At 74.7% G+C, this 17726-nt stretch carries 13 protein-coding genes; 4 read left to right on the top strand and 9 right to left on the bottom strand.

The annotated features are described in order from the left end of the window. Positions 1 to 332: 332 nt before the first annotated feature. From FJR00_RS08050 to FJR00_RS08040, 3 genes are read left to right on the top strand one after another with little or no spacing between them, the layout of a single operon-like run. Positions 333 to 1319 (top strand): AAA family ATPase, encoded by a 987-nt coding sequence (locus FJR00_RS08050; protein ID WP_141338259.1) that lies wholly within the window; start codon positions 333 to 335, stop codon positions 1317 to 1319. 8 nt (positions 1320 to 1327) lie between these two features. Then, the gene (locus FJR00_RS08045) at positions 1328 to 2707 is read left to right on the top strand and encodes a DUF58 domain-containing protein (protein ID WP_141338258.1); all 1380 of its coding nucleotides are present in this window, start codon (positions 1328 to 1330) and stop codon (positions 2705 to 2707) included. After that, positions 2704 to 5016, top strand: a complete 2313-nt coding sequence (locus tag FJR00_RS08040) for a transglutaminase TgpA family protein (protein ID WP_141338257.1) — start codon at positions 2704 to 2706, stop codon at positions 5014 to 5016. The genes FJR00_RS08045 and FJR00_RS08040 overlap by 4 nt, the downstream gene beginning before the upstream one ends. 243 nt (positions 5017 to 5259) lie before the next feature. Here FJR00_RS08040 and FJR00_RS08035 read toward each other — a convergent pair whose 3' ends face one another. From FJR00_RS08035 to FJR00_RS08010, 6 genes are all read right to left on the bottom strand, one after another. After that, positions 5260 to 5775 (bottom strand): GNAT family N-acetyltransferase, encoded by a 516-nt coding sequence (locus FJR00_RS08035; RefSeq protein ID WP_141338256.1) that lies wholly within the window; start codon positions 5773 to 5775, stop codon positions 5260 to 5262. A 5-nt stretch (positions 5776 to 5780) separates the two neighbouring features. Beyond that, positions 5781 to 7598 (bottom strand): RNA polymerase sigma factor, encoded by a 1818-nt coding sequence (locus FJR00_RS08030; protein WP_141338255.1) that lies wholly within the window; start codon positions 7596 to 7598, stop codon positions 5781 to 5783. A 244-nt stretch (positions 7599 to 7842) separates the two neighbouring features. Further along, positions 7843 to 8250, bottom strand: coding sequence for a universal stress protein (locus FJR00_RS08025; RefSeq protein WP_075958856.1), 408 nt, complete (start codon positions 8248 to 8250; stop codon positions 7843 to 7845). 49 nt (positions 8251 to 8299) lie between these two features. Continuing rightward, on the bottom strand, positions 8300 to 9469 hold the full coding sequence (locus FJR00_RS08020; RefSeq protein WP_141338254.1) for a DUF4192 domain-containing protein: 1170 nt from the start codon (positions 9467 to 9469) through the stop codon (positions 8300 to 8302). 95 nt (positions 9470 to 9564) lie between these two features. Beyond that, positions 9565 to 10284, bottom strand: coding sequence for an EcsC family protein (locus FJR00_RS08015; protein ID WP_238330392.1), 720 nt, complete (start codon positions 10282 to 10284; stop codon positions 9565 to 9567). 85 nt (positions 10285 to 10369) lie between these two features. Next, a complete protein-coding gene (locus FJR00_RS08010) occupies positions 10370 to 11344 on the bottom strand; it encodes a PAC2 family protein (RefSeq protein WP_141338253.1) in 975 nt (324 codons plus the stop codon). A 121-nt stretch (positions 11345 to 11465) separates the two neighbouring features. Here FJR00_RS08010 and FJR00_RS08005 point away from each other — a divergent pair, with 121 nt between their 5' ends. Then, on the top strand, positions 11466 to 13670 hold the full coding sequence (locus tag FJR00_RS08005) for a S9 family peptidase (protein ID WP_141338252.1): 2205 nt from the start codon (positions 11466 to 11468) through the stop codon (positions 13668 to 13670). 30 nt (positions 13671 to 13700) lie between these two features. On the opposite strand, the gene FJR00_RS08000 is transcribed toward FJR00_RS08005, so the two are convergent. The 3 genes from FJR00_RS08000 to FJR00_RS07990 all read right to left on the bottom strand — a co-directional run bounded on the left by FJR00_RS08000 (position 13701) and on the right by FJR00_RS07990 (position 17646). Continuing rightward, positions 13701 to 15848, bottom strand: a complete 2148-nt coding sequence (locus FJR00_RS08000) for a multicopper oxidase family protein (protein WP_141338251.1) — start codon at positions 15846 to 15848, stop codon at positions 13701 to 13703. 94 nt (positions 15849 to 15942) lie between these two features. Further along, entirely contained in the window at positions 15943 to 16881 is a 939-nt protein-coding gene (coaE, locus tag FJR00_RS15970; protein ID WP_202876622.1) for a dephospho-CoA kinase, read from the bottom strand. 33 nt (positions 16882 to 16914) lie between these two features. Beyond that, positions 16915 to 17646, bottom strand: coding sequence for a DUF5701 family protein (locus FJR00_RS07990; protein ID WP_181409545.1), 732 nt, complete (start codon positions 17644 to 17646; stop codon positions 16915 to 16917). Positions 17647 to 17726: the final 80 nt, after the last annotated feature.

Here is a 17726-nt window from a genome sequence, read left to right as displayed (position 1 = left end):
TCGTTCTCGCCTCCAGTGCGCCCCACCATACCCCACTTCCCTCCCTCGACAAGAGAAAAGTGGCGGATTTCCCGCACCCAGTATGACGTAGGCCCAGGTCAGACGCGGTGGTGGGAGGTGGGGGGAAACTCTGCGCGGACCACCCTGGAGGCGGCCGACCTTGCCGTCGGAGCGGCCGGGGACCCGCCCCGGGCCGGCCGCGACGACGCCCGCGGAGACGCGGTGGGGAGGGATGTGGAGGACCGGGGTGGGGCGGGGTGGAGGCCGCCGTGGGGCAGGGTGGAGGACCGCCGACCCAGCAGCAGCACGGCCGGGGGTGGCAAGATCGACCCATGGCCGAACCGACGTCGTCCCCGCCCGCGCCCGACTCCGTCGACCTCGACACCGTCCGGCGCGTGGCCGGGGGCATCCACGAAGCCATCACCACGGTCATCGAGGGCAAGGACGAGGTGGTCACCACCGCGGTCACCGTCCTGCTGGCGGAGGGCCACCTGCTCGTCGAGGACGTGCCGGGCGTCGGCAAGACGATGCTGGCCAAGTCGCTCGCGCGGGCGATCGACTGCCAGGTCTCGCGCGTGCAGTTCACCCCCGACCTGCTGCCCAGCGACATCACCGGCGTGAGCGTGTTCAACCAGGACACCCGCCAGTTCGAGTTCCGCCGGGGCGCGATCTTCGCCAACGTCGTGGTCGGCGACGAGATCAACCGCGCCTCCCCCAAGACGCAGTCGGCGCTGCTGGAGTCGATGGAGGAGCGCCAGGTCACCGTCGACGGGCACACCTACCCCCTCCCCCGGCCCTTCCTCGTCATGGCCACCCAGAACCCGATCGAGATGGAGGGGACCTACCCCCTGCCCGAGGCCCAGCGCGACCGGTTCATGGCCCGCCTGTCGATGGGCTACCCCTCGGCCGCCTCCGAGATGGCGATGCTCGCCTCCCACGGCGGCGTCTCCCCGCTGGAGGCGCTGACCCCGGTGACGACCTCCGAGGAGGTGCAGGCCCAGATCGAGGCCATCCGCGAGCTGCACGTCTCCGAGGCGCTGCGCCGCTACGTCGTGGAGCTCATGGCCGCCTCCCGCCACCACCGGATGCTGCGCCTGGGCGCCTCCCCGCGCGCCGGGCTGCAGCTGCTGCGGGCGGCCCGGGCGCACGCCGCCCTCGCCGGCCGCGACCACGTCGTGCCCGAGGACGTGCAGGCGATCGCGGTCCCGGTGCTCTCGCACCGCGTGCTGGCCACCGGGGAGGCGTCGCTGACCCGGCACACCACCGCCGACATCGTCCGGGACGTCGTCGAGCGCACCGCCGTCCCCGCGGGCCGCTGAGGGGACCGATGAGGTCCCCCTGGAAGGTGCTCACCGCCCGGGGCCGGGCGTTCGTCGTCCTCGGGGCGGTGGTGGCCGTCGCCGGCGTGCTCCTGGGCTACGAGGACGTCACCCGCATCGGGCTGGTCCTGCTCGCCCTGCCGCTGCTGGCCCTGCTGCTCGTCCCCCGCCGCACCCCCAAGGTGCGCGTGCTGCGGGAGGTGGAGCCGGTCCGGCTCAGCCCGGAGGAGCGCGGCACCGTCACCGCCCGCTTCACCAACGTCGGCCGCCGCTCCACCCCCGTCTACCTGGCCGAGGAACGGCTCGACCCCCAGCTCGGCGAGCGGCCGCGGTTCGTCCTGCCCCGCCTCGTGCCCGGCGAGGAGAAGCGCCTGCGCTACACCGTCCGCAGCCGCCACCGCGGCGCCTACCACCTCGGCCCGGTGCTGCTGCGGCAGCGGGACCCGTTCGGGCTGACCTTCCTCACCCTGCAGCTGTCCTCGACCGCCGAGGTGCTCGTCCTGCCCCGCCTGCACCTGCTCGGCGAGGGCCGGGTGCGGGGCACCTCCCGCGGCAGCGAGGGTGAGATGCCCCAGATGGTCGCCCTCCACGGCGAGGACGACGTCTCGATCCGCAACTGGCGCCAGGGCGACGAGCTGCGCCGGGTGCACTGGCCGGCGACGGCCCACCGCGGCGAGCTCATGGTGCGTCAGGAGGACCGGCCCGCCCGCCGCCGGGCGCTGCTGCTGCTCGACTCCCGCGACGGGGCCCACCCGGGCTCGGGGGTGCGCACCTCCTACGAGTGGGCCGTCTCCGCGCTGGCGTCGGTGGCCCGGCACCTGGTGGCGGACGGGTTCGTCGTCCACCTGCTCACCGACACCACCCTGCGGGAGGGCACGACCGACCACCCGGTCGACCTCGACGTCGCGCTGACCGCCCTGGCCCGGGTGCAGCCCGACCAAGAAGCCCGGCTCGACCGGCTGGCCGCCGCGGCCGCGCCGTTCACCACCGGCGGGGTCCTGGTGATCGCCGCCGTCGTCGCCGACGACGAGGAGTCGCTGCGCACCCTCGCCGCGATCCGGCAGCCGGGCTCCCGGGCCCTGGCGTTCGTGCTCGACCCGGAGCGCTTCGGCGGCGGCGCGCGCAGCCGCCGGTCGGACCGGGAGGCCGCGCGGGAGGGCGAGCGTCGGGGCCGTCGTCGCGCCGGCGCCGGTGCGGACGCCGGTGCCGAGGGCATCGGCGGTGCCGGCGCCCCCGGCGGCGAGACCGCCCGGCACCGCGAGCTCGCCCCCACCGCCGTCCTCGCGGACGCGGGCTGGCAGAGCGTCGTGGTGGGACCGCATACCGAGATCCCGCAGGCCTGGGCCTCCCTCACCGCCACGGGCGGGCTCGTGGGGACCCCCCGGTGAGGCTGGACCAGGAGGCGTTCGCCCGGGGCATGTGGCCCGAGGGGCTGGTCGCCGCGCTCGCCACGCTCGCCGTGGCGTGGCCGCTCACCGAGCTCCTGCGCGACAGCAGCTGGCTGTGGGCGGCCGTGCTCATGGTCGCCGTCGTGGCCCTCACCGGTGCCGTGCTGCGCACCCTGGACGTGCCGCCGAGCCTCGTCGCCCTGGCCCAGCTGCTGCTGGGCCTCACCGGGCTCATGCTGACCTACCTGCGCGAGACGCTGTGGCGGGGGCTGCTGCCGACCGGGGAGACCCTCGACCAGGTGGGCGTGCTCCTCCGGGAGGCCGGGACGGTCCTGCAGACCTACGCCGCACCGGCGCCGGTCACCGAGGGCGTGTCGTTCCTGCTCGTCTCGGTGCTCACCCTCACCGCCGTCTCGGTCGACTCCATGGGCGTCACCGGACGGGCCCCGGCCGGGGCGGGGATCCCCCTGGCGGCCGGGTTCCTCGTGTCCGTGTCCAACACGGGGCGGGCGATGGAGCCGTGGTACTTCGCGGCCGTGGCCGTCCTCTGGCTGATCATGCTCGCCCAGCAGGGCCACCGCGTGCTGGCCGGCTGGTCCTCGGCGGACCGGCGCGAGGCGCGCGGCGACGACATCGGGGTCAAGGTGCCCTCCTACCGGGGCCTCGGGCAGGTGCTCGGGGCGCTGGCGCTGGTGGCCGCCGTGCTGGGGGCGGCCGCGCTGCCCCACCTGCCGCCGACCTTCTTCGGCGACGGGCTCGCGCGCAACCCCGACGCCCGGACCGCCGGCGGCGGCGGGGACGTCACCTTCACCGAGACGATGGACCCGGCCCAGGACCTGCGGAACCAGTCCCGCACGCCCGTGCTGACCTACCGGACCACCGCCACCCGGCTCGAGCCGCTGCGCGTCACCGCCACCGAGCGGTGGGAGGACGGCCGGTGGGTCGCGCCGCAGCGCACGCAGAGCGGGCTGACGCAGGTGGGCGAGCCGATCCCCCCGCCCCCCGGCCTCGGCGACGACGTGCCCGTGCAGGAGCAGCAGCTCACCGTGACGGGCAACTCCCTGGAGCCGCCGCACCTGGCGACCTCCACCCCGCTGGTGGCCCTCGACCTGCCCGAGGACGCGGCATACCGCTTCGACCCGGACGACCGGACCGTCGTCCTGCAGACGCCGGCGACGTCGTACGGGACGACCTACCTGGCGGTGGGTGGCTCGGGCTCGCTGCCGGAGGGGGTCGGCGCGTCGCCGGCCGACCCGGGGCAGTTCGACCCCGAGGTGCTCGAGGTCGACCCGGTCTCCCGGGCGGCGGTCGAGGAGCTGACCGCCGAGGTCGTCGGGGAGGAGACGAACACCCTGGAGACGGCCGTGCTCATCCAGGACCACCTGCGCTCCAGCGCCTACACCTACTCGCTGACCCTCGCGCCGGAGGCCCAGGACGACGCCAGCGACCCGATCGGCGGGTTCCTCGACACGCGGCAGGGCTACTGCGTGCAGTTCGCCACCGCGATGGTGATGATGGCGCGCACCGAGGGCATCCCGGCGCGGATGGCCGTGGGCTTCCTGCCCGGCGACCCACAGCCGGACGGCACCCGGTCCGTGGTCGCCTCGGACGCGCACACCTGGCCCGAGCTGTGGATCGAGGGGATGGGCTGGACCCGGTTCGAACCGACCCCCGGGGTGCGGAGCGAGGCTCCGCCGGCCTACGCCCGGGCGCAGGAGGGCGGCGACACCGAGCCGACCACGACGACGGTCACCCAGACGCCCACGCCGACCGAGACCGAGGCGCCCGCCCCGGCCCCGGAGCCGGAGGAGACCTGGCAGGACCGGCTGGGCGACCTGCTGCCGCTCATCGGCAAGATCCTGCTTGGCCTGCTCGTCATGGGCCTGCTGCTGGCGATCGTGCCGTGGGCCGGCAGGCGCCACCGCGAGCGCGCGCTGGCGGAGGCCACGACCCCGGCCGAGCAGGCGGAGGCCCACTGGACGTGGCTGACCCGCAGCCTGCGGGACCTGTCGGTGCCCGACCCGCCGGAGCGCAGCCCCCGGGCGATGGGCCGGCACTACCGGTCCGTGACCACGCTGAACCGCTCCGGGGAGGCCGCCCTGGCCCGGCTGACCGCGGTTCTCGAGCAGGCGCGCTACGGCCGGCCGGGGTCGGTGACCCCGGGCCAGGTCGAGCCGCTCGGCGACGACGTGCGCCGGGTCGTGGAGCAGGTGCGCGAGGCCACGCCGTGGAACGTGCGGGCCAACGCGGCCCTGCTGCCGCGCAGCGGGATGGAGGGGATCAGGTCGATGCTCGGGCGTCGGCGCTGAGTCGACCCCCACGACCGAGGCGCGGAGGCGCCGGGATCCGTCCTCCCGGTCCGGCAGCAGCCGCAGGTCGTCGCCGACGGTGACGTAGAGACCCGTCGGCGTTCATGTCGTACACGGCCGCAGCTCCTGCGGTGCCCAGCGTCGGTGCCGTCGCGGCAGCCACCGCGACGAGGCGGCGTCCCATGGTGCGATCTCCCCGAATGTGCCGGCGCGTTCCACCGGCGGACGTCCCGCCCCGCCTCCTCACACCGGGCGGGCCATCTCCAGGTCGCGCTGACCCGCCAGCCGCGGGTGCGGCAACGAGGCGCCGGTCAGACGGTAGCCGTGCCGCTCGTAGGCCCGCCGTGCGGCGAGGTTGGCCTCCCCCACCTGCAGCACCAGCCGGGTGCAGCCGAGCTCCCGGGCCAGCCCGTGGGACGCCTCGAGCAGCAGATCCACGACGCCCCGCCCCCGGGCGGCGGGCACGACGTAGACCGCCAGCACGAGCGCGTCCCCGCTGCCGGCCTGCAGCCCCAGGACCTGGTTGGTCTCGCGGGTCAGCACGGTCGCGGTGCCCAGCGGCGTGCCGTCGGCGTCGCGCACGTGCAGGGTGCGGTCGTGCGACCGCTGCCGCCAGTCCTCCTCGGCAAGGTGCTGCACGTCCGCCAGCTGGGTCCAGAAGGCGTCCGGCGCGTCGCGCAGCATACCCAGGCGCAGCTCCCGGTAGTCGCGCCAGTCGTCCGGCCCCAGCCGGACGACGTGCAGCCCGACGGGCACCACGGGTCTCAGTCCAGGTAGTCGCGCAGCACCTGGGACCGGCTGGGGTGCCGCAGCTTGGACATCGTCTTGGACTCGATCTGGCGGATCCGCTCGCGGGTCACGCCGTAGACCTTGCCGATCTCGTCGAGCGTCTTGGGCTGGCCGTCGGAGAGGCCGAAGCGCATGGAGACCACGCCGGCCTCCCGCTCGGAGAGGGTGTCCAGCACCGAGTGCAGCTGCTCCTGGAGCAGCGTGAAGGAGACCGCGTCCGCCGGGACGACCGCCTCGGAGTCCTCGATGAGGTCGCCGAACTCGCTGTCGCCGTCCTCGCCGAGGGGCGTGTGCAGCGAGATCGGCTCGCGGCCGTACTTCTGGACCTCGACGACCTTCTCGGGCGTCATGTCCAGCTCCTTGGCCAGCTCCTCCGGGGTGGGCTCACGGCCCAGGTCCTGGAGCATCTGGCGCTGGACGCGGGCCAGCTTGTTGATGACCTCGACCATGTGCACCGGGATGCGGATGGTGCGGGCCTGGTCGGCCATCGCGCGGGTGATCGCCTGGCGGATCCACCAGGTGGCGTAGGTGGAGAACTTGTAGCCCTTGGTGTAGTCGAACTTCTCGACCGCACGGATCAGCCCGAGGTTGCCCTCCTGGATGAGGTCCAGGAAGAGCATCCCGCGGCCGGTGTAGCGCTTGGCCAGGGAGACCACGAGACGCAGGTTGGCCTCGAGCAGGTGGTTCTTGGCGTTCTTGCCGTCCTGGGAGATCCACCACAGCTCGCGCTTGAGCTTGGCGTCGATCTTCTCGCCCGAGTTGAGCTTCTCCTCGGCGAACAGGCCGGCCTCGATCCGCTTGGCGAGCTCGACCTCCTGCTCGGCGTTGAGGAGGGCGACCTTGCCGATCTGCTTGAGGTAGTCCTTGACCGGGTCGGCGGTCGCGCCCGCGGTGACGACCTGCTGGGCCGGCGCGTCGTCGTCGTCGGCGCTGGTGAGGACGAAGCTGTCGTCCTCGCTCTTGGTGGCGGGCTTGACGCCCTCGGCCACCGGCGTGGCCACGGTGGTGTCCTCGGCCGGGGTGGTCGACTCCTCGACCACGAGGTCGGCGTCCGCCTCCACCGCCTCGGCGTCGGGCTCGACGTCCGCAGCCGCGGCCTCGGCGGCCGCCTTCTTGGCGGCGGCCTTCGTGGTGGTGGCCTTGGTCGCCGCGGCCTTCTTCGTGGTGGCGGACTTCGTCGCGGCGGCCTTCGTGGGAGCGGCCTTCTTGGCGGCGGCCTTGGTGGTCGCAGCCTTCGTGGCGGTCTTGGTCGTCCTGCGGGCGGGGCGCGAGGCGCTCGAGGTGTCGTCCCCGGCCGTGGCGTCGTGCTCGGCGTCCTCCGCGGGCGCCTGCGTGGTCGGGGAGGTCGCGGTGGTCTTCTTCGCAGCCGTCTTCTGCGCGGCCGGGGCCGTCTTCTTCGCAGCCGTCCTCTTGGTGGCGGCCGGGGCCTTCTTGGCCGCGACCGGAGCCGTCGCCTCGACGCCGGCGCCGTCCGCGCCCGCGTCCTGGGCCTGGCCATCGGTCGGGGCGGCCTTCTTGGTCGTCCGCCGCGCCGACGTGCCGCGGGTGCGCTTGGTCGTGGTCTGGGCGGTGCCGTCGTCGCGCACCTCGATGGCCGCGTCGCTGAAGACGCGCAGCACCTTCTTGCGCGCGGCGGCGGTGCCGACCTCGGCGACCTCCAGCGCCTCCCGGACCTGGGCCAGCGCCACGTGCCCGTCCTGTGCGCCCTGGGCCAGCAGCGTGCGCAGCGCCTCGTGCTCGAAGGCGGGCGGCAGGTCGGTCGGGACGGCGGGGCGGGTGGTCTTGGCTGTCACGGGAAGAACCAACTCTTTTCGGGCGTGGGCGGGGCGGCCGGGCAGGAGGGATCTGCGACGTGATCCGGACGGCGGAGTGCGTGACCCTGCCGCTCGCAGCAGGTGACCCTCGACATTATAAAACGTCGAGGGCCACCGAAGTATGCCGAGGTCCCCCGCGTCCCTCCCCGGCAGGGCCGGACGGCGCTGGTCGCAGGCCGGCCGGGGACGGGACCTGGGGGGCTGGTCCCGGAGCGGCGGAGGACTACTCGGTGTCGCCCGCCTTGACGGCCAGGACGGGGCAGGACGCCTCGAGGAGGATCCGCTGGGCGTTGCTGCCCAGGATGAGCTTGCCGATGGGGGTGCGCCGCCGCAGGCCGATGACGATCAGCTCGCCCTCGCTCTCCTCGGCGACGTCGACCAGGTCCTCGGCCGGCTCGTTGCCGCGCACCAGGGCGCGCACCTCGTGCTCGATCCCGGCCTCGTCCAGGGCGCGCTGGACCTTGCCCAGCTCGTCCTCGAACCGCTGGGCCTCCTCGGCGTCGAAGTCGCGCCCGCCGCGGTGGGAGTTGACGACCACGAGCTTGGTCTTGCGCAGCATGGCCTCCCCGCTCGCCGCGCGCAGGGCCGCCCGACCCTCACGGGTGGGGATGTAACCGACGATGACCGACATGGGCACCTTCCTCCTTCGACGGGTCCTGCTCGGAGGCTACACCGCGCGCTCAGGCGGCCCGCCCGCGGCCCCGGCGGCGCCCCCGTCGGGCCCCGGCGTCGGTCGCCGCAACGCCCAGGTCGGGCGGCAGGCCGTGCTCGAGGGCCTGCCGCAGCAGCTGGGCCATGCGGTAGTCCGGTTCCAGCTCCAGCGCGAGGTCGGCCGCCTCGTTGGCCAGCGTGCCCTCCCCGGTCCCCCAGGCGACCAGCCCCGCCAGCGTGACGAACGGGACCGACAGGTCGAGGGGCACCTGGCCGGCGAGGGCGATCAGCCGGCCCAGCGCCTCCCCGTCATCGCCCGGCCACGCCGGCAGCAGGTCCTCCACGAGCTCGACCGCCGACGGCTCGAGCAGGTCGTCCAGGGTGAACAGCTGCGGCAGCCACCGCGCCAGGACGACGTCCCGCAGCGTCCTGTCCTGCAGCACCAGGGTCACCGCGGCCAGCTCCCGCGGCGTCGGGGGCCCGGCGAAGGACCCGCCCGCGACCCACCGGCCCAGCGCGCCCAGGGCCTGGAGCCCGTCCAGCTCCCCCGGCGCGACCTCCCGCAGCGCGGCCTCGGTGGCCCTGCTGGTCTCCTCGTCCCGGGCGCGCACCACGGCGACCGCGTCGTCCCGGCCGGGGGCGACCCCGCGGCCGCGCAGGACCAGGTCGGCGACCAGCGGCACGTCGGCCGGGGAGGGCAGCGGCCGCCACCGTCCATCCTGCACCGGCTCCCCCGCCTCGACGAGGGGCAGGTAGGCGTCGGTCCCCACGAGGACCAGGTCGTTGAGGGCGACCTCGTGCGCGTCGGCGAAGGGTCCCAGCCGGGCCGCGGCCAGCCGGCCGAGCTCCTCGTCGGCGTCCCAGAGGAAGCAGTGCAGCACCAGCCGGTGGCCGTGCCGGCGCCGCAGCCGGGCGACCGGGCCGGCGAGCAGCTCCACGGCCTGGTCCAGGTCGTCGGGTCCGGCGAGGTCGGCCCGGGTGGTCATCGCCATCCGGCCGCGCAGCCGGTCGGCCCGTCCCGGCCGGCCGGGGGCGGTGGTCTCCACGGCCGTGGCCACGACCACGAGCGAGTGGCCGGGCCGGTAGCCCAGCAGGTGCGGGAGGGCCGTCATGAGGTGGGCCGGGCCCTGCACGAGCGGGGTCTGCCCGGCGGCCGGGGATGCAGGGGTGGGGCGGTGCGGTCCTGTCGTCTCGTCCATGGGGCCCACAGTGCCGAAGGCGGGCCCGGTCGTGCCGGGCCCGCCCTCGAGATCTGTGGATAACCCCGACGGGGTCAGCCGTGAGTCGTCGTCCGTCAGCCGGCGACGGCGCTCCCGCCCGGCGAGGTCTGGACGAACTCGCGCCGCGCGTGGTCGGCCAGCCGCTTCATGAGCACCCCGTCCAGGCCGGCGCCGACGACGCCACCGGCGATCGGGACGAACCGGATGAGCTTGCCCAGCGCCCGGCCGCCCACGGTCGTGAGCAGGCGGAAGCCGACCGCCTTGTTGACCATCATCCCGGCGGCCTTGGGCATCCGGTCCATGGCCATCCGGGCGAGGCGGCCCGAGCCGGTCATCCCGGCGGCCACGGACAGCCCGGTCTTCTGCAGGATGTCCTCGGCGTCGGCCCCGACGAGGGCCAGGCTGATGGCGGCGCGCGCCCCCGGCGCGTTCACGTCATACCCGCGCAGCTCGGCGATGGCGGCCACCATCCGGGTGGCCAGCACGTAGAAGCCCAGGACGTTGGCCGGCAGCGAGACGGGCATGGTCACCAGGCCGCCCACGCCGGTGACGAACCCGCCGGCGCTCGCCTTCTTGACGTGGTCGGAGACGATCTCGTCCACGGCCTTGCGGACGTCGCCGCCGGACTCCTTCAGCGCCTTCTGCGCCACGTGGTGGGAGGAGGCCATCGGCCCCGGCCCCTTGATGCCGGCGTCCACGATGCGCCCGACGAAGGCGTTGGCCAGCGACTCCAGCGGCCCGTCCGGCTCGGTGTTCTCGGGCGTCGTGTCGTCCTTGCGGTCGAAGAGACCCACGGGTGTCCTCCTGGGGTAGGTGGTGGTCGGGCGACATCGTCGCACGGCGGCGCAGGCACCGCCTGTCGCAGCGGACGGGCCGGGGTCAGGCCTGCGGGTCCGTGTCGTCGTCCGAGGGCTCGTCGACGACGGTGCCCTCCTGCGGGGCGGGTCCGGCCACGCCGGGGTCGCGCAGGAACTTCTCCAGCTCGGCCCCGATCTCCTCGGCGTTGGGCAGCTTGGCCGCCTCGGCCGCGAGCAGGCTGCGCTTCTTCATCCCCTCGACGAAGTGGTCGTAGCGCTGCTCGAGGCTCTCGACGACCTCGCGGGCGTCGTGGTTCTGCGCCAGCTCGGTCTCGATCTGGGCCCGGGTCAGCCCCGCCATCGCGATGAGCTCGGCGGTCGGCAGCACCAGGCCGGTCAGGTCCATGACCGCGTCGGCGGCCGCCACGATCGCGTCGCCGAACTGGGCCTCGGCCAGGTAGTGCGGCACGTGCACCGCCACGCCCAGCGTCGTCAGGCCGGCCTCGGCCAGCCGCAGGTGCAGCAGGCTCTCGGCGCTGCTGGGGATCTTCACCTGGCCGAAGACGGGGGTGTGCTCCCCGAGGAGCTCCCGGTCGCTGGCGAAGCGGGTCATCCCCACGGGCCGGGTGTGCGGCACGGCCATCGGGATGCCGTGGGCGCTGACGACCCGGCGCACCCCGAAGTAGAGCCCGAGCTGGCGGACCGCCTCGATGAACCCCTCCCAGCGGAAGTCGGGCTCGAAGCCGTGCAGCAGCAGGAACGGCTCGCCCGCGGCGTCCTGCACGCGGTAGAGCACGAGCGAGGGGTCGTCGTAGTCGGCGTAGTGGTCGGAGTCGAAGGTCATCAGCGGCCGCCGCGAGCGGTAGTCCACCAGCTCGTCGGCCACGAAGCTGGCCACCACCTCGTGGTCCAGGTGCTCGAGCAGGTGCTCGGCCAGGGTGGAGCGCACCTGCCCGGCGTCGATGAACCCGTCCAGCGCGACCATGAGGAGGGGTGCGGGCTGGGGCTGCCGGGCGGCGTCGGTCTCCAGGCGGAACAGCGGTGAGCTCGTCGTCACGGGGGGTCCTCTCGTTCTCGTCTGGCAGGTGCAACGTCCCGGGTGCGTCAGGGCATTCCAGAGGGTATGCGGTGCCCGCGACGGTGCGACATCGTCGGACGGGGGTGGTATCACAGAGGGCATGACCGCACCTGCGTCCCAGTCCCGGACCCCCGCGTCCGTCTTCCACGACCTCGACCACTACGTGGCGGTGCCGCGCCTGTCCGGCCTGGCCCTGTCCCCCGACGGCTCCCGGCTGGTCACGACGGTGGCGACCCTCAACCGCAAGGGCACCGGCTACGCGTCGGCGCTGTGGGAGGTCGACCCCACCGGCCGGCAGCAGGCGCACCGGCTGACCCGCAGCAGCAAGGGCGAGTCCGGCGCCGCCTTCGCCGCCAACGGCGACCTCTACTTCACCTCCTCCCGGCCCGACCCGGACGGCGACGAGGACTCCCCGACCCCGGCCCTGTGGCTCATCCCCGCCCGTGGCGGCGAGGCGCGGGTCGTGCTGAGCCGGCCCGGGGGCGTCGGCGGGGTCCGGTGCGCCCGCGACGCCGACCGCACGGTCGTCACCGCCGACCTCTTCCCGGGTGCCGCGGACGAGGAGCAGCACGCCGCCCTGGCCAAGGCCCGCAAGGACGCCGGCGTGGACGCGATCCTGCACTCCGGCTACCCGGTCCGGTTCTGGGACTCCGACCTCGGGCCGGCCCGTCCCCACGTCTTCGCCGTGGAGCAGGGAGCCGGTCCGTCGTCGGGCGCGGTCGACGCCCACGGCGAGGTCGACGGGGTCCACCCGCACGAGAGCGAGGAGGAGGCGGCCGCCCCCCTCCCGGGCACCGTGGACCGCTCCCCCGCGCTGCGGCTGCGGCTGCTGACCGCCGACCTGCCGGCGCCGCTGCACGAGCCCTCGCCGGTCCTGTCCCCCGACGGCACCTTCGCGCTGCTGTCGATCCCGGTGCCGCAGAAGGGCGCCGACCAGCGGTCGGCCCTCGTCCGCATCGACCTGGCCAGCGGCGAGCGGCGCACGCTGATCGACCGGGACGGCGTCGAGGTCGACGCCGGCCCGGTCAGCCCGGACGGCACCCGCGCGGTCGTCGTGCTCGACCGGGTCACCACCCCGACCGACCCGCCGCAGCCGCAGCTGCACCTGGTGGACACGGCCACCGGGGAGACCACGCCGCTGGCGCACGACTGGGACCGCTGGCCCAGCCCGGTGGCCTGGACCCCCGACGGCTCGGCCGTGCTCGCGCTGGCCGACAGCGACGGCCGCCGGCCGGTGTTCCGCATCGACGTCGCCTCCGGCGAGGTGCGCCAGCTGACGTCCGACGACGCCGCCTGGTCCGACCTCGTCGTCGCCCCCGACGGCACGGTCGCCTACGGCGTGCGCAGCTCCTACCTCTACCCTCCCGAGGTCGTCCGCCTCGACCTGGCCAGCGGCGAGGTCACCGTGCTCGACGGCCCGGTGGAGCGCCCCCGCGTCCCCGGGCGGCTCGAGGAGGTCGGCACGACCACGCCGGACGGCACCCGGGTGCGCGGCTGGCTCGCCCTGCCCGAGGACGACGTCGCCGGCGGGCACCCGCTCCTCCTGTGGATCCACGGCGGCCCCCTCGGCTCGTGGAACGCCTGGACCTGGCGGTGGAACCCCTGGCTCATGGTCGCCCAGGGGTATGCCGTGCTCCTGCCGGACCCGGCCCTGTCCACCGGCTACGGGCAGGACTTCATCCAGCGCGGCTGGGGCGCCTGGGGCGACGCGCCCTACACCGACCTGATGGCCATCACCGACGAGGTGGAGGCCCGCGACGACATCGACGCCTCCCGGACCGCGGCGATGGGCGGCTCGTTCGGCGGCTACATGGCCAACTGGGTCGCCGGGCACACCGACCGGTTCGACGCGGTCGTCACGCACGCCTCGCTGTGGGCGCTGGACGGGTTCGGGCCGACCACCGACGCCTCGTTCTACTGGCAGCGCGAGATGACGCCCGAGATGAGCGAGAAGCACAGCCCGCACCGGTTCGTGCAGGACATCGTCAGCCCCGTGCTCGTCATCCACGGCGACAAGGACTACCGGGTGCCGATCGGCGAGGGGCTGCGCCTCTGGTACGAGCTGCTCTCCCGCTCCGGGCGGCCCGCCGAGGCGGACGGCTCCACCGTGCACCGGTTCCTCTACTTCCCGGCGGAGAACCACTGGATCCTGGCGCCCCAGCACGCCAAGGTCTGGTACCAGGTGGTCAGCGCGTTCCTGGCCGAGCACGTCCTGGGCCAGGAGCCGCCGGCCCTGCCCGAGGTCCTGGGCCTGACGGCGCCCTCGAAGCAGGACGCCACGGAGGGGAAGGACGCGAAGGGGTAGACGCCGGACGGGCGGGCCGCGCCACCACCGTCAGTGGTGCGGCATCCCGTCCGCCGGCTGCCCCTTCTGCTCCGGGCCGACCCGGTAGGGCCGCATCATCTCGTTGTCCTCGTGCTCGAGCACGTGGCAGTGCCAGACGAACTGGCCGGGGTTGCGGAAGGTCATCCGGATCCGCGTCATCGTGCCCGGGTAGGAGATGACCGTGTCCTTCAGGCCGCGGTCGCCGGGCGGGACCGGCAGCGGGCCGCCGACGTCGGTGACGTACTCGGCCTCCTCCACCGTGATCTCCCGCCGCTCCAGGACCTGGAACGGGGTCTCGTGGACGTGTACCGGGTGGGCGTCGGCCGTGAGGTTGTAGATCTCCCACTCCTCCGTGTCGCCGACGTCGGGGTTCTCGGTCACCGGGTCGGCCCAGGTCAGCGGGTGCGCCTCCAGCCCCTTGCCCTCGTGCGGCCGCATCACGCCCAGGAGCGCGGCGGCGGGCGCCTCGCCCTCCTCCACCTCGTGGTCGTCGACGGCGTGCATGTGCTCCAGCAGGGCGAGCTTGCGCGTGCGCACGGCGGTCCCGTCCGCGGGGAGGCCGGGCAGCTGCAGGTGCTCGGCGGGGGTGGTCCGGTCGCGACCGGTGGCCGGGACGACGCGCAGCTGCATCACCCGACCGGTGGTGGTCGGGTCGGCCGGGTCGAAGTCCACGCCGGGCTCCCCTCCCCCGTACGGCTCGTCCGGGCCCAGGTTGGTGATGACGTGCTCGCCGACGGGCACGTCCGTGAGGTCGAGGATGACATCCGCCCGCTCGGCCGGGGCCATCAGCAGACGCAGGCCGTCCTGCGCCAGGTCGTGCGGCGCGGGCAGGAAGCCGCCGTCGTTGCCGATCTGGTGGGCCCTGACCCCGGGGATGCCGGAGAGGTCGAGGATGAGGAAGCGCGAGCCGCAGCCGTTGAGCAGCCGCAGCCGGTAGCGCCGCTGCTCGACCTCGTGGAAGGGCCACGTCCGGCCGTTGACGATGAGCGTGTTCCCGAAGAACTCCGGGTTCCAGACGGGGTGGATGGGGCTGTCGGGCACGTAGGGACCCTCGTAGCCGTCGAAGAAGGCCCTGGTGTCCGGGTAGAACAGCGACCCGTCGGCGTTGAACGAGCGGTCCTGGATCGCCAGCGGCAACTCGTAGGTCGGCACCCGACCCCGGCCGCGCGCACTGACCGGGGCGTTGGCCGGCAGCACCGCGCGCCGGCCGGTCCGGGCGTCGGTGACCTCGTCCTCGCCGTGCGGGCCTCCCCGCAGCAGGTAGAAGCCGGCGGGCCCGGCATACACGTTGAGCCGGGTGATGCCCAGGGTGTGGTCGTGGAACCACAGGGTGGAGTCGCGGTTGTCGTTGGGGTAGTGGGCGACCTGCTCGCCGCGCCGCCACATCTCGCCGTAGCGCTGGAGGGACCGGCGGGCGAAGAACTCGTACCAGGTGCCGTGCTCGGCGTGCTCGCCAAGGTCCCACGCGTCCGGGAGGTACCAGGCCTCCGGGTAGCCGTCGGACTCGTCGCCCATGCCCATCGCCCCGTGCAGGTGGACGACCATCGGGACCGGGCCCTGGTAGGTGGAGTACTGGGTGTCCGGGTCCACGGGCTCGCCCGGCGGCACGTAGGTCAGGCCGGAGAAATCGGGGCGGACGTCGGTGCGCGGCACGCCGTCCGGCCCCGGCCCCGGCCGCAGGTCGGGGTTGGCCCAGTGCAGGGTGGGGTCGACGGGCAGCAGGTGGGGCAGGGCCCGGCCCTGGTCGTCGACGAGGTCGTTGACCCACCGGATCCGCACCGGGACGCCGTGCGCCGCCTCGATCGTCATCGACGGGGCGTGGTGGAGCCGCCGGCCCACCCCTCCGTCGGCCGGCCCGTAGCCCCAGACGGTCGTCGCCGGGTGCTCCTTGGGCAGCATCTGCTGGGCGAACTGCCGCACCGAGATGTCGTAGTGGTCGACCGGGCCGCCCTTCGCTCCGCTGCGTCGCGTGCGCGGCATGGTCGGCGGCACGAGCAGTGGCGAGGCGAACGGCCGGATGTCGCCGGCCGGGAGCGTGCCCCCCGGCAGCTCCTCGGCCACGACCCGGCGCACGCCGGTGACCGGGTCGGTGACGACGAGGGCGAGCGTGCCCGCGGCCGTCCAGGTGAGGAAGGAACGGCGGGAAACCTGGTGCATCGGGACCACCTCGGGCAGGTCGGACGAAGGACCCCGGCCCCGGCCCCCAACGCCGGAGTCGGCGAGTGACCCAGCAGACTACTCCGCGTAGGACTCAGGCGCCAGGGTCCGGGGAGGATTCCTCCACCCGGCACCGGACCTGCCAGCGGGGATCCGCGCCCAGCACCAGCCCGCGGTCGACCACGAAGCCGACCCTGGCGAGCCGACGGACGACGGCGGGGTCCTGCAGGTCGGCGTCCGCGGGCACCGGCAGCACCAGCTCGCACCGCCCCCCGCGGTCGCCCTCGCAGCGCAGCGCCGTGACCCTTCCCTGCCCCCCGACCACGCCGGCGATCCGGCGCAGCGAGCGTTCGGCCCTGGCCCGGCAACGCCCGTTCTCGGTCGGCGTGGCCCCGTCGGCCAGCTCCTCCCAGGAGGACCAGCCGTGCCGCAGGTTCTCCTCGAAGGGCGCGAGCCGGTCCTCCCAGAGAAGGTCCACCGCGCGGTGGAGGTCCTCGACCGTGCCGGAGTTGTCGAGCAGCACGTCGGCGGCGGCCGCGCGCTGCTCGTCGGTCGCCTGGGCACCGATGCGTGCCCTGACCTGGTCCGGGTCCATCGCGCGCAGCTCGACCAGCCGGCGGAGCCGCTCGTCGGCCGGCACGTCGACGACGACGGTCAGCGCGTAGTCGGCCGCGCGGTCCAGCTCCACCAGCAGGGGGATGTCGTGCACGACGACGGCGTCGGCCGGGGCGTCCGAGACCAGCTCGAGGGTCCGCTCGGCGATCCGGGGGTGGGTGATGGACTCCAGGTCGCGGCGGGCCTGCTCGTCGGCGAAGACGACCTGGCCCAGGGCGGCCCGGTCGAGGACCCCGTCCTCCCCGACCACCTGTGGGCCGAAGCGCTCCCGGATCTCGGCGAGCGCCGGCATACCGGGCTCCACCACCTCGCGCGCCACCCGGTCCGCGTCCACGACGACCGCCCCGTGCTCGGCCAGGCGCGCGGAGACGGTGGACTTGCCCGACCCGATCCCACCCGACAGTCCGACCCACAGCATGGGGTCAGGGTATGCGGTGGGGTGCGGCGCGGCTCAGCCCCGGCGCCCCGTGGCCGAGGCGAACCCCAGCCAGGTGTGCCGGTTGCCGGCCCAGCACCAGCCGACCTTGGGGGCGCCGCGGCGCTCGCGGCCGTCGCGGCCGGTGCCGCGGGAGATCCAGACGGCCGGGGTGCGGCTGTCGAGGCGGCCGTCGTCCTTGCGCCGGCGGGAGCCGATCGTCATGTAGCAGTGGTTGTCGGCGACGACGCCGGGCGCCTGCAGGGCCCAGTGGACGCCCTCGGCGAGCAGCAGCGGGCTGCGGCCGCGGCGGGCGAGCTCGGGAAGGGCCTCCTCGGGGGACCAGTTGGCCAGGTCGTCGCCGCGGTCGGGCGACAGGACGAGGTAGAGCGGGCCCTCGGGCACCTCGATCCCGTCGACGGGGGCGAAGTCGTCGACGTCGGTCATGTCCTCGACGACGAAGCCGGAGCGCTCGCCGCCCCGCACGGGCAGCCGCATCAACGGGGCGAGCGCCGACGGCGGGACGAGCCGGGAGGAGACGACGAGCAGGGCCTCTGCCTGTTGTCCCGGACCCCGCGGGTGTCCCGGACCCGGCAGGTCGGCGGCCAGCCGGGCGGCCTCGGCGCGGAGCTCCTCGGCCGGCAGCCCGGCGAGCTCGTGCACCCCCAGCGCGACCAGCCGTTCGGCCTGGTCGGCGACGGGAGGCAGGGCGGGGACGGTCGGCGCGGTCGGGGTGTCGGCGGGGCGGGTGTCGGCGGGTCGGGGCACGCGGTCCTCCGGGTCGTGGGGCGAGGGACTGGTCAACCGGTCGCCGGGCGCCCTTGTTCCCCCGCGGGAGGCCGACCCTG

Source organism: Ornithinimicrobium kibberense (genome assembly GCF_006519705.1).
Lineage (GTDB): Bacteria > Actinomycetota > Actinomycetes > Actinomycetales > Dermatophilaceae > Ornithinicoccus > Ornithinicoccus kibberensis.
This window is presented reverse-complemented; position numbering and strand designations above follow the sequence as displayed.